Here is a 21,691-nt window from a genome sequence, read left to right on the forward strand (position 1 = left end):
GATGGTTACGAAAGAAGGACAATCTATGAAAAAATTACTGTATTCTTTATTCTTTTATGCTTTAACTGGACTGGGAATCAGTTTAACAATTAAAGCAAACATTGGTGTGAGTAGTTTTAATTCATTGAATCTTAGTTTATCGCTCATTAGTGGTATTAAAGTAGGAACCGTTACATCACTCGTAAATGGTGCGTTTATTATATTATATATGATTTTAACAGGTCTCAAACAACGAAAAGAATATATCAGTCAAGGAGTATCTGTTTATGCTCTGGGTTTGGTTATTAATTTCTTCGTATATACAGTTTTTGTTAATGTAAATTTAAACTCGTATCTATCCCAAGTTATTTGTTTTATTATGGGAGTATGTATCTCTGGATTTGGTACGGGAATGGTCTTGAATTTAAGGGTTCTTGCATTTCCAATTGAAAGTGTGTGTCGTATTGTGTCAGAAAAAACTAAAGTTTCCTTTATGAAGCTTCGTTATATTGTAGATATAATCTGTATTTCAGCATCTCTCGTCATCACTTCCCTAACAAACTCAGACCTATTTATTCGCGAAGGAACCGTACTTAGTTTGTTTCTGTTATCTTTCGTGATTGGAATTACTAAGAAGACCTATGAAAAAATGCCGCATCCCAAATCTTTAGAAAGTATATAGAAAAGGGACCCAGTTTCTCAGATTGAGAAAGTTGGGTCTCTTTTTGTTTTTATTCTGAACGCAAAGCAATCACAGGATCTTGTTTTGCCGCTTTTGAAGAAGGGATAAGTCCTGCAAGCATTGATAAGAATATCGAAATGAGGACAAGGATAACACCTGCTTGCCATGGCAGAGAAGCAATACCTGCAACACCAGAAAGAGATTCGATGATGGCATTAATTGGAATCAGCAAGAGTAATGTTATTCCAATTCCAAAACCTCCTGACAAGAATCCTAGGATTAATGTTTCGGCATTAAAGATACTGGAAATATTTCGTTTGGAAGCACCGATACTTCTAAGAATTCCAATTTCTTTTGTTCTTTCAAGAACTGAAATATAAGTAATAATTCCAATCATGATGGAAGAAACAATTAATGAAATGGCTACAAATCCAACAAGGACATAGGTAATCATATTAATAATTACAGAAACAGAAGACATCATGAGACCCGCAATATCTGTATAATTAAGTGTTAGATTTTCATTGCCTTGCTCAATTTGTTTGTTATTGTACGTTTTAATAATGGATTCAATTTCGTCTTTGGCTTTAAAGTCTTTAGGATAAAGATTAATTGAAGAAGGTTTATCAAGATCTACAACACCCAGTTTGGCTAAGTTGCCGTCGTATGTTTCGATTTCTTGTTGTGAAGCTTGCATTTGTTTACTTACCATATCAATGACTTGTGCTTCTGACATTGAGGCGGTGAGTTGTGCAAATTGCATTTGTTCTTGCTCTGACAAGGTTTTTGTCCAGTCTCGAACTTGTTCAATGGTGAGTGTTTCAGTATAGTTCTCAATATCAAAAGGAAGGCCTGTGAAGACGTTTGTATCTTTATTTTCCTTTTGTTCTTTGACGATTTCCGTATCATTGATTTTATTGATAACATGTTCCGTGAGTGTATGATTATAAGCTATTGTACCATTTAGTGATTGTGCACTCGATTCAGGATTGGGTCTTAAAATACCGACAACCTTAATATCCATAGCGTTCTCAATGACGGGTTTCATAAAGTTTAAATCCTCATGTTTATCAACCCATTTATTTGCTTGTTGATCAAAACTGTAGATATCTGTATTTAGAACTAATTTAAATTTTGTTGCTAATATTTCATCGTATGAAAATGATTTTTGTTCGCTTTCTTTAGCCTTTTGATCGGTAGCGAGAGCATTCACAATTTCTTTATACTCTTTTTGATCCATAAGCCCTAATGAATAAAGAACCATGTCACTAATTTCATTGTTTTTATCAACAACAAGAACAACTTCGTCATGAGCATTTTGATCAGGGAATCGACCTGCCAATACATCGTATTGCGCTCCAAGGAGTTCAGGATTATCAATCATTTCTTGAAATACTTGAGATGACATCATACCTGAAAGACCCGGTACATTTGGACCGGATTGTCCTTGTTGTAACATGGCACTCGGATTCACCTTGAGGTTATCATCGGCTTGGCTGCTATAGATTTGTAAATCAAGGTTGTAACCTGTTTGGATGGCAGTAACGTGTTTGTCGATGCCCGTATCTTCTTCTTTGAGGTATTTAAGAAATTGAGCTAAATCGTTTTGTTTCTTTTGCTCCGTCATGGTTGTCATCATGTTTGTCGCAATATTATTGGAATAGACCTGAGAAAGATCATGCTCAATGTCATTTTTATTATTTTGATCCATCATTGTCGTCATCATTGTTGTGAGATCAATGCTTTCACTTTCTATAGATATCGGATAACTCGATAATGTGTCTTTTTGAACATTATCGATATATTGATTGACACCATTTGATAAAGATAAAATGAGTGCAATTCCGATAATTCCAATACTTCCTGCAAATGCTGTTAGGAATGTTCGTGCTTTTTTTGTACGAAGATTATTGAAACTCAGGGTGAGGGCTGTAACGAAAGACATTGAAGCTTTACCGAGGTTTTGGTGAATGGCTTCTTCAGCATGACTTTCATCAAGTTCAAGAGGATTGGAGTCACTCAAAATGACACCGTCACGAAGATTTACAATACGGTTTGCGTAATCATCAGCCAATTCAGGGTTGTGAGTAACCATGATGACAAGTTTGTCATTAGCTACTTCTTGAAGTAATTTCATAACTTGGATACTGGTTTCGGTATCTAAAGCACCTGTAGGCTCGTCAGCAAGTAAAATATCGGGGTCATTAACAAGCGCTCTAGCAATCGCAACGCGTTGCATTTGACCTCCAGACATTTGATTTGGTTTTTTATGAAGTTGATCGCCCAAACCTACTTTTGTGAGGACATCAGTCGCACGTTGACGTCGTTCAGATTTTGAGATTCCGGATATGGTTAAGGCAAGCTCGACGTTTGCGAGGATGCTTTGATGAGGGATTAAATTGTAAGATTGAAAAACAAATCCGACCGAATGATTTCGATACGAATCCCAATCGCGATCGTGATATTTCTTCGTTGAAATACCGTTAATAATGAGATCACCATGATCGTAGCGATCCAAACCACCAACAATATTAAGTAGGGTAGTTTTTCCCGAACCACTGGGTCCAAGAATTGCGACAAACTCGTTATCTCTAAAATTGAGGCTGACGTCATTCAAGGCAACTTGAATTAAATCACCAGTTTTATATTGCTTATATATATTCTTTATTTGTAGCATATAAGTCACCTTTCCTATTTTATATCCCCATTATATCTTTATTTGATAAACTGAATGTTAACTTTCAATAACTTCTGTTAATGCTCAGTTTATATTCTATGATATCATGAAAGTATGGAGGTGATCTGATGTTTAGAATATTAATTGTAGAAGATAATAAAAATACGTCACGATTGATGAAGGCATTACTAGAACATGCGGGTTACGAAACAGAAGTAGCTTACAATGGGGTAGAGGGATTCGAGGTTTTAGATCGAATACATATTGATTTAATTTTATTGGATGTCATGATGCCCGTAATGGATGGCTATGAATTTACTGATCAACTTCGCAAAAGTAATGACAATGTTCCCATTTTGATGGTAACAGCGAAGCATCTTCCAGAGGAAAAATGTCGCGGATTTTTGGTAGGGACGGATGACTATATGATTAAACCTGTTAATGAAGAAGAGTTATTATTAAGAATAAAAGCACTGTTGAGACGTTCTCAGATTGCCAATGAGCACCGACTTAGTATTGGGAATGTTATTTTAGATTATGATGGTCTGACGGTATCTAGAGGCGATGAAATTCAAACCTTGCCAGAAAAAGAGTTTTACCTCTTATACAAATTATTATCGTATCCAAATCAGATTTTCACAAGAATTCAACTGATGGATGAGATATGGGGAAAAGATTCGGAGAGTGTTGACACCACCGTAAATGTTCATATTAATCGATTAAGAAAACGATTTGAAAATTACGATGAATTTGAAATTGTTGCGATTCGAGGTTTAGGATATAAAGCGGTACGAAATCGATGAGAAGCAAAAGGAAATTTCGAAATAATTTTGAACTCATCGTATTCTTTGTCTTGGTAGTATTTGTTATCTTAGTCTTAACCATGGCATTAATTATGACTGGAATGAAAGTCCTAGAGATGATGGGATACACCGAATCACAGTTTACACATGCACCGGTACTTGTCTTTTCTGTCGCAACAATTATCGTAGGGTCAACAGTAGCGGCCATTGTGAGTCATATTCCTTTAGCGCCACTCCAAGAGGTTATTGCTGCCACAAAGAGGTTTGCTAAAGGAGACTTTTCAGCAAGAATTAATCTTAAGGGTCCAAAAGAACTCAAGCAATTAAGCGATAGTTTTAATGAGATGGGAAAAGCATTGGGAAGTATAGAACTTCTTAGAAACGATTTTGTTAATAACTTCTCCCACGAATTCAAGACGCCGATTGTATCCATTCGCGGGTTTGCGAAAATGCTTCGTGATAATCCTGATCTAACAGATGCAGAAAAACAAGAATACCTTGAAATTATTATTAATGAATCAGAGAGACTCTCTGAATTATCGTCAAGTGTCCTCAATCTATCTCAAGTAGAAACACAAACGGTACTTAAGGACATAAAACGGGTTAACATAACCGAACAAATGCGACTCATTCTTGTTCTACTAGAAAAACGTTGGCAAGATAAAAATCTTGATATTCATTTAGAGGCTGAAGAAGTCGAGGCCGAGGTAAATGAGGAATTAATGCAACAGGTTTTTATTAACCTCATCGATAATGCCATCAAGTTTTCCGATAGAGGAACCGAATTGAAACTTGAAATCTTTGAAGGGATTCAAGAAATTAAAATTAGTATCACGAATGAGGGGAAACAATCTCAAAAGAAGATCAACGTCGTGTATTTGATAAGTTTTATCAAGGAGATGGATCTCATGCTACCAAAGGAAATGGCCTCGGACTGAGTTTAGTTCAAAAAATAATTGATCTCCATCAAGGAAGCATTACTATTCGTTCGGGAAATGGACAAACAACCTTCACAATATTTCTTCCAAAGTAAAAATTGTATGATAAATTGATGAATATTATTATATTATTCGAATAATACAGTGACACACCTATGAATTTCTCTCAAAATCCGCTATAATCTAAAAAAAGAGGAGATTTATATGTTACAAATTCAGAGTTTACACAAAAAGTATAACCAGGTCGTAGCGGTCGACCATGTAAGTTTTAACGCATACGACGGTGAAGTAACTGTAATTTTGGGTCCGAATGGGGCGGGTAAATCCACAATTATTAAATCCGTAGCCGGATTGTTGCGTTATGAGGGAGAAATCTTTATTAATGGCAAAAAGGCTTCAGAGATTGAAGCTAAGAAAGAGTTTTCCTATGTTCCTGAAATACCTGCAATGTATCCGTTATTAACGGTTCGCGAACATTTAATCTTTACAAGTAGAGCTTATGGAATCACCGATAATGATGATGAAATCGATGCCCTGATGCAACGATTTGAATTACAAGATAAACAAGAAAAATATGGTGATGAACTTTCAAAAGGGATGATGCAAAAAGTAAGTATTTGCTCAGCGCTTTTAACGCATCCAAATGTAATTGTTTTGGATGAACCAATGGTTGGATTGGATCCAAAAGCTATCAAAGAACTGAAACGTGTGATGAAAGAATTAAAAGAATCAGGTGTTACTGTCATTATTAGTACCCATATGATTGAAATGGTTGAAGACGTTTGGGATAAGGTGATTGTGATGGAAACAGGTAAAATTCGTGCAGAAATTGCGAAGAATGATTATCCTGATGAAGATCTCGAAACACTCTTCTTTAAGATAACGGGTGAAACCTATGAATAATGGTTTGTTGTACCTATGTCAGATGAATGTCAAGAATCGTTTCAAAAAACTGATTCGCAAACCTTTAAAGTTAATTGCGACGATTGTTGGTGTTCTATATTTTATTATGATTCCCTTTTTCTTTAAATCATCAATCGATCAGTTAAATATGAATAATCAGCACAGTTTTGGATTGATTATCCTCTTGTTCACAATTTATCTGTCTACACCCGGATACTTATCGTATCTAAAAAGAAAAGGAATTGTTTTTACAAATGCTGATGTTCATTTTCTATTTTCAGCACCTGTCTCATCAAAACAAATTATTTTTTATGGTCTCAGTAAGACATACTATCTTCAAGTTATTTATGAGATTGCTCTAATCGTGGCAGCATTATTCTTATTTAATGTATCGGCACTGCCTTTATTACTGTATGTGCTCAGTATTTTCATTTTTGAAATTCCAATGTCATACTCGCTAGCACTCATTATGTATGCCGATGAAAAAATAAGTCTTACTGCTAAGAAGGTTATTCGCTATACAGCATATGCGTTTCTTCTAATCTTTACAGCTTTATCTGCTTACTATATCTACGCTAATGGAATCTCTGTACAAAGCGTAATTGAAGTATTTCAACTGCCACTCATCTTGCTCTTCCCAATTATTGGATGGCAAGCATGTTTAATTCAACTTCTATTCTGGGGACCGACAAATGTAAATATCGTTGGAACCGTGTTGTTCTTTATTTTCGGATTGATTTCAATAGTTTATGCTTATCGTATGAAAGTTAACGGCGAATACTACGAAGAAGCACAAGATTTTGCCTTAGACTATGAAAAGAAGATGGCCAAAGCAAAGAAAAATGCGCCGTTGTCCGAACAAATGGGCAAACGAAAAATTCTCAAAGCCAATCGTGAAATTACGAGTTTAAAGAGCCGTGCTATCTTAGATAAGGAACTTCTTGAGAACAGAAGAACACGTCGTACATTCGTGAAGATCTCAGATTTAGTTCTTGCAATAATCGGAGGTTTTGTAGGTTATTTCCTCAAAGACTCGCTAGCTGAATTTGGAACTGAAGAAACATTTATATTCTTTGGCGTTATTGTTGGAATTATTATGTATATTAATGCTTTCTTTACACATTCGAATTTTTGGCAAAAAGAAGCGGAGCACTTTACTTTTTTCCTTATTCCGGATACGATGATAAGTAAGTTGTTCTTTGCATCATCATTGGATTTATTAAGTGCATTAACTCGTACATTTGCGCTTGTTCTTCCACTGATGGTAATATCAAGAGTGCCGCTTGTCTATGGTATGATGGGGATCTTACTGGCGTTAAGTTTACTTGTTTTTGAAATTTATTTAAGAATGGGATTAAGTGAGTTTCTAACTCAAAAAGTTGGTACCATTTTTGCACAGTTTATATATATGTTCTTATCAATCATACTGTGTGCAGTACCTGTCGGATTATGGGGATTAATGACATGGTTTACAGCAATGCCTACCTTAGTAGGAGTCTTATTAACAGTTTTAAGTTATTTTGGACTCGCATACTTTGGGTTGTGGATTGCATCAAAAACAATATTACATACGCAATTGGAAGATAACTAGTTGAATGGTATCAGGTATTTAAAGATAAACTTATAGAAACTGAAAGGGAAACTATATGGAGAATATTCAATTATTGTTTAAGGAAAATCCTTATATGTGGTACTATGTAGGACTTGTTGTCTTATGTATCGTTTTTGTAATTTTTAGTCAAATGAGAGTTCGTAAGAAAAAGAATGATTTCTTGAACTTACATCCTGATGCATCACGAATCCTTCTTAATCGTCAAGGATTTGTTTCTACTGTTACCATTCATATTCATGAAGTAAATGGCGAACCAGTTCAAGCGGATATGAAGAGTTTATATGGAACTTCTACCGAATCACAATTTTTTCAAGATAAAACAAAGTATGGAATCTTTGTAAAACCTGGAGAAAATAAGCTGTCAGTAAGTTATGAACACACACGTCCTGGCGTGATGTATAAATCTGTAACAGAGTATACAGATCCAGTACAGGTAGTTGTAAACTGTAAACCTAATGCTACCTATAAATTATCGTTTGATAAAGATACCAATCTTTATGGTGTAGAGGAAATAGACTAATGGCTCCTGCAACATTTAAACGTACGATACCGAATATTATTAAAAACTTTTTATATACATTTTTCAGTCCGTTAGCGGCATATATCTTTGTTTATTTCATAGGTTCTATTTTTATTAAAGATAGCGAAATGTTACAATGGATTGCTATTGGAATTAGTGCATTAATCTTCTTAGCATTACTTAAAATGTTATTGATTGATGACAAAGTTGTGGTTACCGTATATGATGATCATCTTGTCTATCAATCCGGTAAAAAGGTACGTGAATTTTACTTTAATGAATGTCAGTTTGGATATAAATCAGTCTCAAGTTCTGGAACTACAGATACGATAGACTTGAACGTTGTACAAAACGGAAACTGGATAACGTTAAATTGTGAACCTCTTGGTCCAACGCAATTTCAAGCGCTATACAGCCTTATTAAGGATCGCGGTCAATTTGATGAACCGCAAAAATTAAATTAATCATAAATACCGTAAATTCCAATTGGAGTTTCGGTATTTTTTTGTTTTAGATACTTCAAACTTATTTGGTTCAATGAATGGAAATAAAGTACAATAGTATTATAGAAAGTACCTGATTAGAGAGGACGTTAATATGAAACCAAAATATTCTGATGAGTATTGGAAACGCATTTATCTAGTCCAAGATTATATCGAAAAACATCCAACAGAAATATTTACAGTTGAAAATTTGGCTCAAATATCTGGGTTATCACAATATCACTTTCACCGAATCTTCAAGGCTTTGACTCAGGAAACGATTTATGAGTTTGTGACACGGACAAATATGGAATGGGCTCTAGGAATGTTGTTGCATCGTCAAGATTTATCGATTACCGATATCGCGTATGAACTCGGGTATAGTGACTCAGCAGTTTTTTCGCGTTCGTTTAAACGGTACTATGATATGAGTCCTCGAAAAATACGCAGTGAGGATAGCAAGAATCGCAAAGTTATCGTAAAACCAAGAATCTATAATGAGGGTGTAGATGAAGTGGAAGTGAAACCAATTCTTATTGAACATAAGATAATTAAACCACTGAAGCTCATTTACCAAAGAAAAATTGGTTCTTACAGTCAACTAGAATCTTATGGTGATGTTATTCAACATTTATTTTCAATTGCTCTTAATGGAAATATACTGAATGAAAACTCAAAGCCAGTTACGATTTATCACTCAAGTCCTGAAATATCAGAAACTGAAAATCAAAGAACGACATTTGGTTTATTTGTAAAAGAAACAACGAAAGGTGTACCTCGTGACGATGTATCCGTAATGACATTGGATGAAAGTGAATATGCAGTGCTAAGTTTTGAATTGGACCTTGATGAATATCCGGCAGCTTGGAATTATATCTATGAATCATGGCTTGGAGAAAGTGGTTATTTACCAAGGAATGCGCCACCCTTCGAAGTTTATAAAAATAATCCATTAGAACATCCTCTTGGTAAACATCTTGTTGATATTTATATTCCTGTAACAACCTATTAGTTTCTTAGAAAAGAGGGAAACATGAATAAAATTCGTATAAGAAATGCCCACAATAATAACTTGAAACATCTCGATGTTGATGTTCCTAAAGAAGAACTCATTGTCATTACAGGTGTTAGTGGTTCGGGAAAGTCGAGTTTGGCTTTTGATTTAATCTTTGAAGAAGGACGTAAAAAATATCTCCAATCAATTGGGATGGGACTCGATTTTGGAGAGCAGTCCTACTCTGAAATTTCAGGTTTAAGTCCTACGGTTGCTGTAAAACAAAATATAATTCGTCAAAGTAACCCACGATCGACTGTCGGATCACGAACTGGGGTTCTAAATCTTCTGACGCTTCTTTATTCTCATGAAGGCACCGGGCAGGACATAGTGGAGGGAGAACCTATAGATCCGAGCACTTTCAGTTATTTAACGCCACAAGGAATGTGTTTTGATTGTGGCGGTAAGGGCGAGGTATATCGTATTCATTTGGATAAAATAATTACAGACGATGTAATGACTCTTGAGGATGTGTTTATTAAGATAGGTTCAACACCAGGATATCTTAATTTACTGAAACGAAATTACCCAGAGGCATATCATTTACCCTTTACATCTTTAAGTGAAGATTTACAAGATACCTTGATTTATGGAGCCTACAATAATACTACAGGTAAAACGAGCTACTGTATTGAAAGAGTACTCCAAAATCGCTACTTAAGAAATGAAGATGTGAGTGCCTACTATACCTTAGAAACGTGTAACACGTGTCAAGGATATCGAATCGGTGAAGAGGCACAACATGTGCTCATCAATGGGAAACACATTGGAGAACTGGCACAAATGCAACTTTCAAACTTGGCACTATTTTTGGAAGAACTTAAGAAATATAAGCGTGTCTCTGATTTTGGAATCGAACTTATTAGCACAATTCTTAAAGTGCTTGATTCACTGATTGACATTAAGTTAGGTCACCTCAGTTTATATCGTGAAATGCGAACCTTGAGTGGTGGGGAGTTACAACGCCTGTTTCTCCATGATCATTTAAACTCAGAGTTGAGTTCTCTTATCTATATTTTTGACGAACCGACCAGCGGACTTCACGAATCAGAAAAACAATCTATCAGTAACGCCATGCACCGCCTGAAATCACTTGGAAACACAGTGATTATCGTGACTCATGATCCTTACATAATTAAACAGGCAGAACACATCATTGATATTGGACCTAAAGCTGGATCTCTGGGAGGTGAAATTATCTTTCAGGGAACATATGATGATTTCTTAAATAACCATGAATCTCTCACAGCTCAATATTTAACAAAAAATCTCTTTCATTTACAAACTAAACGTCACCAGTCACATTCTTATTTAAAACTCAAGAATGTTTCGACATTCAATCTAAAGAATTTGGATGTTGAGTTACCATTGAACCAAGTCGTTGGTATTGCTGGGATCTCTGGAAGCGGTAAAAGTTCACTTATATCTAAAACACTCGTACCGAGAGTTAAGGATGCACTCAATACAAATGAAAAATCTCGCGTTGAAGGGATTGAAGGTTTGTCTAATGTGCTTGAAATTACGCAAGCACCCATTGGTCGCAAGTCAAACTCTAATCCCATTACATATTTAGGTATTTGGGATAAGGTGAGGTCGCTTTATGCACAACAAGCGTCATCCAAAAAGCGACATTATCAAGCAGGAGACTTCTCATTTAATTCAAAAGGGGCATGTCCTGATTGTAATGGTTCAGGAGTCGAAACTATTAATATTGGATACGACATTCAATTTGAGAAGAAATGTCCCACCTGTCTTGGAACTCGTTATCGAGAAGAAATACTAGAAGTTACCTATAATGAAAAAAATATCAATGATGTACTTAATTTAAGTGTTGATGAAGCCCTTGAATTTCTTAAAGAAAGCAAACTGAATCTCAAGGCCTTGGAAATTCTAAGTAAAATTGGAATGGGTTATATAAAGTTAGGACAGTCAACTGCAACACTTTCAGGCGGCGAGGCACAGCGTATTAAACTTGCCAAAGAAATTGGAAAAGTTAATACAGGAAAAACACTTTATGTGCTTGATGAACCGTCAACAGGACTTAGTTACTATGATATTGAGAAGCTTCTGATTCTTATTGAAGAACTCATTGCGAAAGGAAACTCAGTCATCATTATTGAGCACGACCTCACAATTCTAAGAGCATGTGATTGGATAGTAGAACTTGGACCCGAGAGTGGCGACAAGGGTGGTTATATCATTGCCGAAGGCACCGTAGATTCTCTAAAAAACAATGATATTTCTAAGACGGGACGGTATTTGTAATGAAACAAAATGCGCAGTATTGGGACAATATTACCAAAACGATACAATCACAGTATTCAAATATCAGAGGAATATCCGTGGTTTATAATAATGAAACAGTATATGAACAGTTCTTTAAAACAAGAGCTCCCGAACAAAAATTCAACGTTGCTTCGGTTACAAAAAGCATTGTATCTTTGCTAATTGGGATTGCAATTGATCAAGGCCATATTCCAAGTATTGATGATAAGGTTATGACTTATTTTCCAGAGTATCACTTTAATGACACGAACCGTATACGTGATAGCATTACGATAAAAAATCTCTTAACCATGACGGCACCGTATCCTTTCCCTGCATGGAATGAACCATTTCTACGAATGGCAAGAAGTGAAGATTGGGTCGAATACTCACTGGGTACTCTTGGTAAAGGATGCCGTGTCGGTACTTTTAAATACTCTACATCGGGAACACATATCTTATCCGCACTGCTGACTAAAGCTACCGGAATGAGTGCTCGCGAATATGCAAATCAAAATTTGTTTAAACCTATTGGTATTGAGGAAATTCCTCTATACCCCATGAAATTCGACCAAGAACATATTTTCGGTAACAAAGTTAGAGGTTGGGTAAGTGATCCATTGGGCTATTCTACAGGTGGTTGGGGACTTAATTTAAGCATTTCTGATATGGTGAAAATCGGGCAGTTATGTTTGCAAAGAGGCGTTTGGAATCAAAAACGAATCGTCAGTGAATCGTGGATTTTAGAATCGACGACTACAGATAAAAACAACTATGGATACTTATGGTGGATAGGTGATCGAGAACGTGAGTATATTGCAACTGGATCTGGAGGGAATATCATTTACGTAAATGAACCTGATAACCTAATAATTGCGATAGCATCAACAATCATCTCGAGACCAAAAGATCGCAAATATCTTGTGGAAGATATTAGAACGTTACTGGAATTAAAGTAATAAACTAACGAAAGACTTAAACCAGGGTTCATCCATTTGAATTCTGGTTTTTTATTATTGGTGTGATTCTGAAAGTCACGTGATAATTATCAAATATAATAATTGATATGATAAAATGAAGATACGCTGGTCGTGAAAGGAATACTTAATATGAATTCAATTACAATTTCAACACTTCAAGAATATTTGAAAACAAAATATGATAATCCACAATATACAAACTCGCTGTTTATGAAACTTGTCGAGGAAGTTGGCGAGGTTGCGGAAGCCATTAATAAAATTGATGGAAGAAAAGCAGACGATGGACTGAGTTCACTTTCAGAAGAATTGGTCGATGTCATTCACTATGCTGTGGCGATAGCGACAATTAATGATATCGACCTTGAACAAGTCATGATTGAAAAAGACAAGAAAGCAAGTGTAAAATATCATCAATTTCCTAATCTTCAAGACTATTTAAATAATGAAAAATAAAAGAAGAGAGGAATTACGATGACTACGATACTAGTACATGGATTAGGTCAAAATCAACAAGCATGGAATGAAGTGATTCGTTTGCTTAATTTCAATGATGATATTATGGTTCCTCAACTTAACAATTTTGAAATTTCAGGGCCATTAACTTATGAAAAACTTTACGGGGAATTTTGCGCATTGTGTCATCGAGAATCATCGATAAATCTATGTGGTTTGTCATTAGGGGCAATACTTTGTTTAAATTATGCTATAGATTATCCGGAAAACGTTAATTCTTTAACTGTAATTGCTCCACAGTATAAAATACCAAAAGGACTCTTCAAAGTTCAAAATATGATTTTCAAGCTGTTACCAAAATCCGCATTTACAAAAATGGGTTTCTCGAAAACAGAGACACTTTCACTCGTCAACTCAATGGTTGATATTGATTTTACCGACCAATTGAAACGTATCAGTTGTCCTACACTTATCATGTGTGGTGCTAAAGATAATGCAAATATCAAAGCTGCGAAATCATTGCATGAATTGATACAAGACTCAATTTATGAAGAAATTAAGAATTCAAAACATGAAGTAAATATTGATAATCCTAGTGGACTTGCAAACCAATTGAATGAATTTATAGATAAGAACTTAAGTCATAAAATCTAAAAATTGACAATAATTAATGGAATTGCTATAATCGAAATATCTAAAGAGGTGGCCGATGATTAATATTTCTTGTAAATAATTTAGCTAGAACAGTTTCAATGAAGAAGTTGTTTTTAGCGTGATTCGCAAGAAATGACTTTTCGCCTCAATAGAATTTAAATTAACTTTTAAAGGGCTACAAGTTTCAGACTTGTAGTCCTTTTTCGTCTTAGAAAGGGTGATTATGATGAGAAAAAATCTAAAACAAAACATTTAATTCAGGAGAAGACTCCTGACAGGAGGAAAAAATAATGTCTATAATAATAAAAAATTTAAGCTTTGCTTACGATAATAGTGATCGTCTGATTTTTGATAATGTAAATCTTGAAATTAACCCACAATGGAAACTGGGGTTAACGGGAAAGAATGGTCAAGGTAAAACAACTCTGTTAAATATTCTACAGGGGAAACTTGAATATACGGGGACCGTATTTCATCAAGAAGATCTTGCTTACTTTCCATATCCAGTTACAAATCCCGATGATTATGCCATTGACGTCATTCGTGAGATTGCAAAGGATTGTGAGGATTGGCAAATCTATAAAGAAATGGATGCCATTGATTTAAAAGATGATGTTTTATATCGTCCTTACAGTACGCTTTCAGAAGGAGAAAAAACAAAGACGCAGCTCCTTGGACTATTCTTAAAAGAACATCAGTTTTTATTGATAGATGAACCCACGAATCATCTTGATCTTGATTCACGTCACAAACTGGCTGATTACTTGAATAAAAAATCAGGCTTCATCTTAATTTCACACGATCGTCAATTCTTAGATCGCTGTGTTGATCATATTCTTTCCATCAACAATACGACCATAGATATTATCCAGGGTAATTTTTCAACGTGGTGGGAAAATAAACAACGCCAAGACCAATTTGAGTTGACGCAAAATGAGAAACTAAAAAAAGATATCAAAAGGGTTCAAGAGGCGTCGAAGAGAACGGCATCGTGGTCCGATAAAGTTGAGGCATCCAAAAATGGCGTCAAGAACTCGGGCTCAAAAGTCGATAAAGGGTTTGTGGGTCATAAATCTGCGAAAATGATGCAACGATCTAAGAATCTACAACGTCGCCAACAAGACATGATACAAGAAAAATCCGAATTGCTGAAAAATATTGACGAAATTGAAACCTTAAAATTATCACCGCTCGTGATTCCGAATCATAAAAATATGATGTTGAAAGATGTACGCATAAAATATGATGATCGTTGGGTCACACCACCGATAAGCTTCACGTTTACTCAAGGTGAAAGAATTGCGTTAAAGGGACCTAATGGATCAGGGAAATCAAGCATCATCAAACTTATCATGGGTGATGATATTTCTTATGATGGAGAGGTCGAAATGAGTAAACTAAGTATCTCTTATGTTTCTCAAGATGTTGCGGAAGTCAGTGGAACGATGGATGATTACATTCATAACTATGATATTGATAAAACCCAGTTTTTTACTCTTTTACGAAAACTTGGTTTCTCCAGATCTGATTTGGCTGCAGAGCTTAACCAATTAAGTATGGGTCAAAAAAAGAAAATTATGATTGCTCGAAGTTTGTGTGAATCCTGTCAGCTTTACATTTGGGATGAGCCTTTGAACTATATCGATGTGCTGACAAGAATGCAAATTGAAACCTTAATTCTGAGTTCGAAACCCAATCTTATTTTTGTTGAGCATGATGACGAGTTTGTAAAAAAAATTGCGACTCAAATTGTATCGTTTTGATGTGATATAATAGAAAAATAAGAAGAGGGTACTCATATGATCTTTATAGTCTTTGTTGCTTTATTTTTTGGATTCATCGGGTTTTCTATTTTTCGTGTTAAAAACCACAATCGCAAAGTAATGCGTCGTGTGGCTGCTCAGTATGGACAACTTGCTGAGTGGGAAGGGTCTTTGGATGATTACGAAAGCATGAAACGGTATTTCAAGGTGTTACCACCACAATATGCTATTGATGATCAAACATGGAATGACCTCGACATGGATTTGGTTTTTAAGCAAATAAATCTAACCCAATCGAGTGTCGGAGAAGAAGTACTATTTCGAAGACTTCGTGATCAAAATATTTCCAATTTAGATCAATTTGAGAAAGACATCAATTGGCTTCAAGATAACGAATTAGAACGTACTAAAATTCAAAGAGAAATGAATCGTATTGGTAAGAAAACGAACAATCAGCTCATTGAGTTGATTTTGAACCCGGTTTTTAGTAATGACATTAACTTTGCGCTATTCACAGTTTTAAGAAGCGTTGCTATTTTAAGTCTCTTTATTCTGTTCTTTAATTTAGAGGTTGGCATCATGATGATTTCACTCATGTTTATTGTAAATAATGTCGTGTATTATAGTAAAACAGGAGAAATATCTAAAGATGTTTCGCGTGTCTCAATGTTGATGGATATCATAAAAGCTTCAAAAAATATTGAGAAAATAGAGCTCGGTGATGATACTCATGTCAAGTCGAGACTTCATGAGTCGCTTAAACCATTTCGAAATATGGGGATTGCTTCTTCTCTCGCTGCTGCATCGCTTCAAAGTTCAACGAGCGAAGCGATGGTCTTGAGTGGTTTTCTTGATGGTTATTTTTTGATTTCTTTTGGTGCGTGTCGATTTATGTTTAAGAAAATAATTGATAGTCACGATGAAGCATTGATGCTTTACGAGACAATTGGTTACCTCGAGTGCGCTATTGCGACAGCGTCATATCGTCAAAGCCAAGATACAGTATGTATCCCTAAAGTAACTGAAACTTCTGAGATAGAGTTCGAAAATATCAAAAACCCACTGGTTGATGAAGCAATAGGAAACTCTCATGTTTTCCAATCATTTAATATGATTACAGGATCCAATGCGTCGGGTAAATCAACATTTGTTAAGGCACTGGGTGTTAACATTCTGCTTGGGCAAACATTGAATACTTGTATCGCAGACAGCATGTCTTTTCCGAATGTATTCGTGATTACTTCGATGGCTATTCAGGATGATATCGACTCGAAAGAGAGTTATTTTGTTCGAGAAACGAAATCACTGAAACGGATTTTAGATCAAGTAAAAGGTGATAAGCGGTGTTTCATTGTGATTGATGAAATATTAAAAGGTACGAATACGATAGAGAGAATTTCGTCTTCATATTCTGTGCTAGACTTTCTTACTAATTATTCTACATTTGTATGTGCTGCAACTCACGACTTAGAGTTAACAGAACTGCTGAAATCTAAATATCAAAATTATCACTTTAAAGAAACGGTAACGGATCGTGATATTGTTTTTGATTATAAGTTACGTGAAGGTCCTTCTGATACTCGAAATGCGATTAAAATGTTGGAGTATTACGGATATGAACCGTCCATCATTATTAAAGCAAATAGAATGGCAGATACGTTTGAAAAAACGAGAACTTGGGATACGTATTAATCAAAGAAAAACTGGAACCACTTCAAAATGTGTTCCAGTTTTTTGTTAAATATATTTTTGGATGAAAGTATCGATAGTTTCATAGTAATGTGTTGCATCCATAAACTGTGACATAGCGTGTCCTGCATTAGGAATAATTAAGAGCTCTTTGGGACAAGTTGCAGCTTCATAGACTGTATTTACCATCGATGATGGAACAAAGGTATCAGCATCACCATGTATGAAAAGGATTGGTGTTCTTGATTTTTTTACTTGTTCCAGTGCACTTCCTTCGCGAAACCAGAATCCAGCTCTAATTTTAGTAATAAATGATGCGAAGTTCAGAACTGGAAAAGATGGAATGTTAAAGATTGATTTGAGCTGATAGCTAAAGATACCTTCAATAGATTCGTATCCACAATCTTCCACAATAACTTTCACATTCTCGGGCAGTGATTCGCCTGATGTCATCATGACAGTAGCTCCACCCATAGAAATGCCATACAACATAATTTCTGCTTCGGGATCTTCTTTCACAATTTTTTTAATCCACGCAACGATATCTCTGCGCTCGTCCCAACCCATACCAATATAATGCCCTTCACTATTACCATGTCCTCGAGCATCGGGAACTAAAATGTTAAATCCTTGCTCGTACATGTGTTTTCCAGTATTCATGGTTTCCATATGTTGACTTCCGTATCCGTGACAACCAATAAACCATTTGTGAGAGAAATTAGTTTGTCTCACTTCAAGTCCATACAGTTGAAGGTTATCAAAGGAAAGAAGATACACATCAGTGTGAGGATGATTCGATACCCATTCTTTAAGAATGGGTGCTTGTTTTTTCCAAGGATTTTCTTCCTTAGACTCATCAACCATAACGTTATGATCAGCTTTAAAAATACGATCACGATTCCCATAGCGATTTAGAGCAAGATTATAAAAGAAATTTCCTGCAAAACATAATACGACAATAAGAATGAAAATTACTATTAATAGATATACCATAGGTTCAGTTATGCCTCCTAATGATAGTATACATGATTTTTTAGACGAATGAGGTGTCAAAAGATTTGTAAATAGATATTGTTAGTGTCAAATAAGTGGGGGAAAATAATGGTTTCTTTAATTTCTGCTGATATGTGCCTTAAGCCATCTTGAACTCGAGGATTTATCGTAAGCATTTCGTTGTTCGAACATCGAGAAGTCATATTTGGCTTCTTTTTGTTTTATACTTTTAGGATCTATTGAATCTAAATATAAGTTTCTAATATCGATATGGTTAAGGAATAAGTTTCTTAGATTAAGATAAGCATTTAAATTTTCTTTGCAGTATCCCTTAGGTCTATTTGAGTATATAGAAGCGAGATTATGACTGATAGCTGACTCCATACTACAACCTATTTTCAAGCCGTTGTAGCTGTACTGTATCGCAAGAGTATTGCGTAGTATATAATTACATTTTTCTTCTATTGTTTTTTGACGATTTGATTGTTCTGTACCATCTATCAAGGTTTGAATGATTTGATTAAAGGTTTCAGTATTTCCGTTAATTATATTGGAGGCGAGGATTTCTTTTGTAGGTTTATCTGTGGTGATATGATTAAGTGCTTGTTTAAAGTGAAACTTATCAAGGGCAAAGCTACTATGAGAAAATTCACGAGTTCCTGACTTAATCCATAAAGCACCATCTCCGAGTATGGTAATATTCTTGATTTTATCCATATCATACGTGATTGATAAGAGGTCATATACACTATTCCAGAAATTACTTTCAGTTCCTGAATAAACCATTTTATTAATCAATTGACGGCGCTTCTGAGGTCCTTTTATACCTTCAAAAATTACAGCTGACTTGACCATGACAGACTGAGATTCATTACGTTGCATATGAACATACTTTTCATCGGCCATGATGTATAAGTGACTTGGTGTAGGCTTAGGCTCACAAAGTTCAGACAGTGACGGCAAGGGACGTTTAACGGTATTATAAACTGTTTGTCTTGATATACGATAATGTTCACGATGCTGAGACGTTGAGAAAGAAGAAAAGATTCTGTCACCAATCTGCTCTCCGACTTTAATCATTGAATTTTGATTCGCAAAAGTCTCCACAATCATGCACTTTACGCATGGGTCATAGCGATCATATTTAGGTAAACCTAGTTTGCGATCGACATAGATAAAGGTTTTTCCTGTAGTCTTATCTTTGTAGATAGTTCGTTTAAACTTCACGACTCCAAATACAGTAATAAGGGTGCGTTCACGTGTTTGGTGAACATAGTAATCTCTTTTACGAAGTGCGGAATTCTTAAATTTTAAATCAAGAAGTTCAAAGTTTTGAACAAGATAGTCACAAGCAGCAATGCGAAGCCATTCTGAAGTATGTTCAATAAACTGAGAGTAATTACGGATCGTAAATTCTTGATTGGTAGGTTCTAAAAGGTAATTCGTTGATTCCTGGATAGACACAAATAAATTTTTTAAGGTGTTGGATAATTCAAATTGTGGTAAAATAGTCATGGCGATAGCTCACTTTCTAATAGTTTGTAGTAAAACCATTATAAGCGAGTTATCGCTTTTTGTATTCCCCCACCTATTTTACACAATCTAGATATTAAAATTCTTTTATTATCAAAGTAAATTAGATATGATATCTAAAAGAGGTATATTATGGAAAATATAAAACGTTGCGATTGGGCACTTCACCAAGAATTAGAAACAATTTATCATGACAATCAATGGGGTAAACCATGTCATGATGATCCAATGCTTTTTGAAATGTTAATCTTAGAAGGTCAACAGGCAGGATTGAGTTGGAGTACGATTCTTAATAAGAGAGAAACAATGCGAGAAGCATTTGACGGCTTTGATCCCCATATTCTTAAAGACTATGATGAGGCTAAAGAATTAGAACTTCTTGAAAATCCTGGAATTATTCGAAATAAGCTAAAGGTAAAATCATTGAAACTTAATGCAATTGCTTTTTTAGAAGTTGTTGAGGAATTTGGTAGTTTTGATGCTTATTTGTGGGGATTTGTTAATAATGAACCAATTGTGAATCATTGGGAAGAAATAAGCGAAGTACCAGCGAGTACTCCACTATCGGATGAAATAAGTAAAGACATGAAAAAAAGAGGTTTCAAGTTTATTGGAACCACAATCATTTATGCATATATGCAAGCAGCCGGAGTGGTTAATGACCACCTTGAGTCCTGTCATTTTAAGTATTAATTGTAGATTGAAACCAGCATCGGGTGATGTTGGTTTTTTAGTTATACAAATATAAACTAAATACAATACGATTTGTCTTGTCTCTCAACCGTAAAGATTGTATCATTATAATGAAAGGGTGAGGTATTATGAAATATTTAGGACTTGATATTGGAGGAACATCCATTAAGTATGGTGTCTTTAATGAAAATGGACAAGAATTAGAAGGAACAAATGGCCAAGTTAAAACAGTAAGAGATGATTTGGATGCAATGATGAATATTATTGTAGGGATTGTTGAACAATTCGAAGGATTGGATGCTATTGGACTGAGTATCCTAGGGGGTGTCAATCCTTATACTGGGCTTGTGATTGAAGGCGGTGCAGTTCCAGTTCTGGGTAATCAATATGTAGGAAAACTTATTGAGGAGCGAACAGGAATTCGAACTGTCATTGAAAATGATGCAAACTGTGCAGTTCTAGCTGAACACTGGAGTGGAAATGGCAAAGGTACGAAAGATCTTGTTTGTGTCACAATCGGAAGTGGTATTGGTGGTGGTATTATTATTAATAATCACCTTCATCATGGTAAAAACTTCTTAGCAGGTGAATTTGGATTTATGATTACGAAAGAATTTAAGGACTATAGTGACTTTGAAATTATGAGTGCAAACAGTGCTTCTGTACCACTTGTTAAAAAGGTTGCTGCTGCGCTGGAAGTACCCTATGAGTCAATTGATGGAAAGAAAGTATTTGAGCTTCTCGAAGAAGGCAATGAAGCAGTAGAAGAAATCTATACAGAATGGGTACGATGCTTAAGTACAGGGATTTTCAATATTGCATTCTCATTGGATCCTGATAAGATTCTCATTGGTGGCGGAGTGAGTGCAGTACCGCGTATCATTGAAGATGTGAGAACCGCTCTAACAACGATGACACCATTTTCTAAAGGATGGGAAGTTGATGTTTGTATGCATATGAATGATGCAGGTAAAATCGGGGCTGCATATAATTGCACCCAATCATACGAATAAACGTA

The 21,691-nt window shown here is 35.3% G+C and carries 20 protein-coding genes; 17 read left to right on the forward strand and 3 right to left on the reverse strand.

Features of this window, described 5'->3' with window-relative positions; genetic code table 11:
• The first annotated feature begins 25 nt into the window (after window positions 1-25).
• Entirely contained in the window at window positions 26-661 is a 636-nt protein-coding gene (locus H9L01_RS07245; RefSeq protein ID WP_187533294.1) for a YczE/YyaS/YitT family protein, read from the forward strand.
• A 49-nt stretch (window positions 662-710) separates the two neighbouring features.
• On the opposite strand, the gene H9L01_RS07250 is transcribed toward H9L01_RS07245, so the two are convergent.
• Window positions 711-3,338 (reverse strand): ABC transporter ATP-binding protein/permease, encoded by a 2,628-nt coding sequence (locus H9L01_RS07250; RefSeq protein WP_187533295.1) that lies wholly within the window; start codon window positions 3,336-3,338, stop codon window positions 711-713.
• 128 nt (window positions 3,339-3,466) lie between these two features.
• Here H9L01_RS07250 and H9L01_RS07255 point away from each other — a divergent pair, with 128 nt between their 5' ends.
• From H9L01_RS07255 to H9L01_RS07320, 14 genes are all read left to right on the forward strand, one after another.
• On the forward strand, window positions 3,467-4,141 hold the full coding sequence (locus H9L01_RS07255; RefSeq protein ID WP_187533296.1) for a response regulator transcription factor: 675 nt from the start codon (window positions 3,467-3,469) through the stop codon (window positions 4,139-4,141).
• A complete protein-coding gene (locus tag H9L01_RS07260) occupies window positions 4,138-5,079 on the forward strand; it encodes a HAMP domain-containing sensor histidine kinase (RefSeq protein ID WP_187533297.1) in 942 nt (313 codons plus the stop codon). The genes H9L01_RS07255 and H9L01_RS07260 overlap by 4 nt, the downstream gene beginning before the upstream one ends.
• Entirely contained in the window at window positions 4,992-5,174 is a 183-nt protein-coding gene (locus tag H9L01_RS10990; RefSeq protein WP_187535018.1) for a sensor histidine kinase, read from the forward strand. Before H9L01_RS07260 ends, H9L01_RS10990 begins: the two co-directional genes overlap by 88 nt.
• Window positions 5,175-5,283: 109 nt before the next feature.
• Window positions 5,284-5,982: an ABC transporter ATP-binding protein gene (locus H9L01_RS07270; protein WP_187533298.1), complete on the forward strand. Its 699-nt coding sequence runs from the start codon at window positions 5,284-5,286 to the stop codon at window positions 5,980-5,982.
• Window positions 5,975-7,573 (forward strand): putative ABC exporter domain-containing protein, encoded by a 1,599-nt coding sequence (locus H9L01_RS07275; RefSeq protein WP_187533299.1) that lies wholly within the window; start codon window positions 5,975-5,977, stop codon window positions 7,571-7,573. Before H9L01_RS07270 ends, H9L01_RS07275 begins: the two co-directional genes overlap by 8 nt.
• A gap of 55 nt (window positions 7,574-7,628) precedes the next feature.
• A complete protein-coding gene (locus H9L01_RS07280) occupies window positions 7,629-8,114 on the forward strand; it encodes a hypothetical protein (protein WP_187533300.1) in 486 nt (161 codons plus the stop codon).
• The gene (locus H9L01_RS07285; protein ID WP_187533301.1) at window positions 8,114-8,578 is read left to right on the forward strand and encodes a hypothetical protein; all 465 of its coding nucleotides are present in this window, start codon (window positions 8,114-8,116) and stop codon (window positions 8,576-8,578) included. The genes H9L01_RS07280 and H9L01_RS07285 overlap by 1 nt, the downstream gene beginning before the upstream one ends.
• Before the next feature lie 133 nt (window positions 8,579-8,711).
• Window positions 8,712-9,608 (forward strand): AraC family transcriptional regulator, encoded by an 897-nt coding sequence (locus H9L01_RS07290; RefSeq protein WP_187533302.1) that lies wholly within the window; start codon window positions 8,712-8,714, stop codon window positions 9,606-9,608.
• 21 nt (window positions 9,609-9,629) lie between these two features.
• A complete protein-coding gene (locus H9L01_RS07295) occupies window positions 9,630-11,915 on the forward strand; it encodes an excinuclease ABC subunit UvrA (protein WP_187533303.1) in 2,286 nt (761 codons plus the stop codon).
• Entirely contained in the window at window positions 11,915-12,874 is a 960-nt protein-coding gene (locus tag H9L01_RS07300) for a serine hydrolase domain-containing protein (protein ID WP_187533304.1), read from the forward strand. The genes H9L01_RS07295 and H9L01_RS07300 overlap by 1 nt, the downstream gene beginning before the upstream one ends.
• 150 nt (window positions 12,875-13,024) lie before the next feature.
• Entirely contained in the window at window positions 13,025-13,348 is a 324-nt protein-coding gene (locus H9L01_RS07305; RefSeq protein ID WP_187533305.1) for a MazG nucleotide pyrophosphohydrolase domain-containing protein, read from the forward strand.
• A gap of 18 nt (window positions 13,349-13,366) precedes the next feature.
• Window positions 13,367-14,002 carry an alpha/beta fold hydrolase gene (locus H9L01_RS07310; protein ID WP_187533306.1) on the forward strand — a complete coding sequence of 212 codons (636 nt, stop codon included), beginning with the start codon at window positions 13,367-13,369 and terminating at the stop codon, window positions 14,000-14,002.
• A 290-nt stretch (window positions 14,003-14,292) separates the two neighbouring features.
• A complete protein-coding gene (abc-f, locus tag H9L01_RS07315) occupies window positions 14,293-15,765 on the forward strand; it encodes a ribosomal protection-like ABC-F family protein (RefSeq protein WP_187533307.1) in 1,473 nt (490 codons plus the stop codon).
• Window positions 15,766-15,801: 36 nt separating this feature from the next.
• Window positions 15,802-17,457 (forward strand): MutS-related protein, encoded by a 1,656-nt coding sequence (locus H9L01_RS07320; protein ID WP_187533308.1) that lies wholly within the window; start codon window positions 15,802-15,804, stop codon window positions 17,455-17,457.
• Window positions 17,458-17,502: 45 nt separating this feature from the next.
• On the opposite strand, the gene H9L01_RS07325 is transcribed toward H9L01_RS07320, so the two are convergent.
• Together H9L01_RS07325 and H9L01_RS07330 are read right to left on the reverse strand one after the other, a co-directional pair.
• Complete coding sequence (locus tag H9L01_RS07325; protein ID WP_187533309.1) at window positions 17,503-18,447, reverse strand: alpha/beta hydrolase; 945 nt, start codon at window positions 18,445-18,447, stop codon at window positions 17,503-17,505.
• Window positions 18,448-18,564: 117 nt separating this feature from the next.
• Entirely contained in the window at window positions 18,565-19,962 is a 1,398-nt protein-coding gene (locus H9L01_RS07330; protein ID WP_187533310.1) for a UPF0236 family transposase-like protein, read from the reverse strand.
• 150 nt (window positions 19,963-20,112) lie between these two features.
• Between H9L01_RS07330 and H9L01_RS07335 the strand changes: the two genes are divergently transcribed.
• Together H9L01_RS07335 and H9L01_RS07340 are read left to right on the forward strand one after the other, a co-directional pair.
• On the forward strand, window positions 20,113-20,673 hold the full coding sequence (locus H9L01_RS07335; protein WP_187533311.1) for a DNA-3-methyladenine glycosylase I: 561 nt from the start codon (window positions 20,113-20,115) through the stop codon (window positions 20,671-20,673).
• A gap of 128 nt (window positions 20,674-20,801) precedes the next feature.
• On the forward strand, window positions 20,802-21,686 hold the full coding sequence (locus tag H9L01_RS07340; RefSeq protein WP_187533312.1) for an ROK family protein: 885 nt from the start codon (window positions 20,802-20,804) through the stop codon (window positions 21,684-21,686).
• The last annotated feature ends 5 nt before the right edge of the window (window positions 21,687-21,691 follow it).

The sequence above is a fragment of the Erysipelothrix inopinata genome (genome assembly GCF_014396165.1).
Taxonomy (GTDB): Bacteria; Bacillota_I; Bacilli_A; order Erysipelotrichales; family Erysipelotrichaceae; genus Erysipelothrix; species Erysipelothrix inopinata.

What these genes read in the sequence shown, in the direction of transcription:
- H9L01_RS07245 (WP_187533294.1), top strand. Translation starts at nt 26, where the DNA reads ATGAAAAAATTACTGTATTCTTTATTCTTTTATGCTTTAACTGGACTG.
- H9L01_RS07250 (WP_187533295.1), bottom strand. Translation starts at nt 3,338, where the DNA reads ATGCTACAAATAAAGAATATATATAAGCAATATAAAACTGGTGATTTA.
- H9L01_RS07255 (WP_187533296.1), top strand. Translation starts at nt 3,467, where the DNA reads ATGTTTAGAATATTAATTGTAGAAGATAATAAAAATACGTCACGATTG.
- H9L01_RS07260 (WP_187533297.1), top strand. Translation starts at nt 4,138, where the DNA reads ATGAGAAGCAAAAGGAAATTTCGAAATAATTTTGAACTCATCGTATTC.
- H9L01_RS07270 (WP_187533298.1), top strand. Translation starts at nt 5,284, where the DNA reads ATGTTACAAATTCAGAGTTTACACAAAAAGTATAACCAGGTCGTAGCG.
- H9L01_RS07275 (WP_187533299.1), top strand. Translation starts at nt 5,975, where the DNA reads ATGAATAATGGTTTGTTGTACCTATGTCAGATGAATGTCAAGAATCGT.
- H9L01_RS07280 (WP_187533300.1), top strand. Translation starts at nt 7,629, where the DNA reads ATGGAGAATATTCAATTATTGTTTAAGGAAAATCCTTATATGTGGTAC.
- H9L01_RS07285 (WP_187533301.1), top strand. Translation starts at nt 8,114, where the DNA reads ATGGCTCCTGCAACATTTAAACGTACGATACCGAATATTATTAAAAAC.
- H9L01_RS07290 (WP_187533302.1), top strand. Translation starts at nt 8,712, where the DNA reads ATGAAACCAAAATATTCTGATGAGTATTGGAAACGCATTTATCTAGTC.
- H9L01_RS07295 (WP_187533303.1), top strand. Translation starts at nt 9,630, where the DNA reads ATGAATAAAATTCGTATAAGAAATGCCCACAATAATAACTTGAAACAT.
- H9L01_RS07300 (WP_187533304.1), top strand. Translation starts at nt 11,915, where the DNA reads ATGAAACAAAATGCGCAGTATTGGGACAATATTACCAAAACGATACAA.
- H9L01_RS07305 (WP_187533305.1), top strand. Translation starts at nt 13,025, where the DNA reads ATGAATTCAATTACAATTTCAACACTTCAAGAATATTTGAAAACAAAA.
- H9L01_RS07310 (WP_187533306.1), top strand. Translation starts at nt 13,367, where the DNA reads ATGACTACGATACTAGTACATGGATTAGGTCAAAATCAACAAGCATGG.
- abc-f (WP_187533307.1), top strand. Translation starts at nt 14,293, where the DNA reads ATGTCTATAATAATAAAAAATTTAAGCTTTGCTTACGATAATAGTGAT.
- H9L01_RS07320 (WP_187533308.1), top strand. Translation starts at nt 15,802, where the DNA reads ATGATCTTTATAGTCTTTGTTGCTTTATTTTTTGGATTCATCGGGTTT.
- H9L01_RS07325 (WP_187533309.1), bottom strand. Translation starts at nt 18,447, where the DNA reads ATGGTATATCTATTAATAGTAATTTTCATTCTTATTGTCGTATTATGT.
- H9L01_RS07330 (WP_187533310.1), bottom strand. Translation starts at nt 19,962, where the DNA reads ATGACTATTTTACCACAATTTGAATTATCCAACACCTTAAAAAATTTA.
- H9L01_RS07335 (WP_187533311.1), top strand. Translation starts at nt 20,113, where the DNA reads ATGGAAAATATAAAACGTTGCGATTGGGCACTTCACCAAGAATTAGAA.
- H9L01_RS07340 (WP_187533312.1), top strand. Translation starts at nt 20,802, where the DNA reads ATGAAATATTTAGGACTTGATATTGGAGGAACATCCATTAAGTATGGT.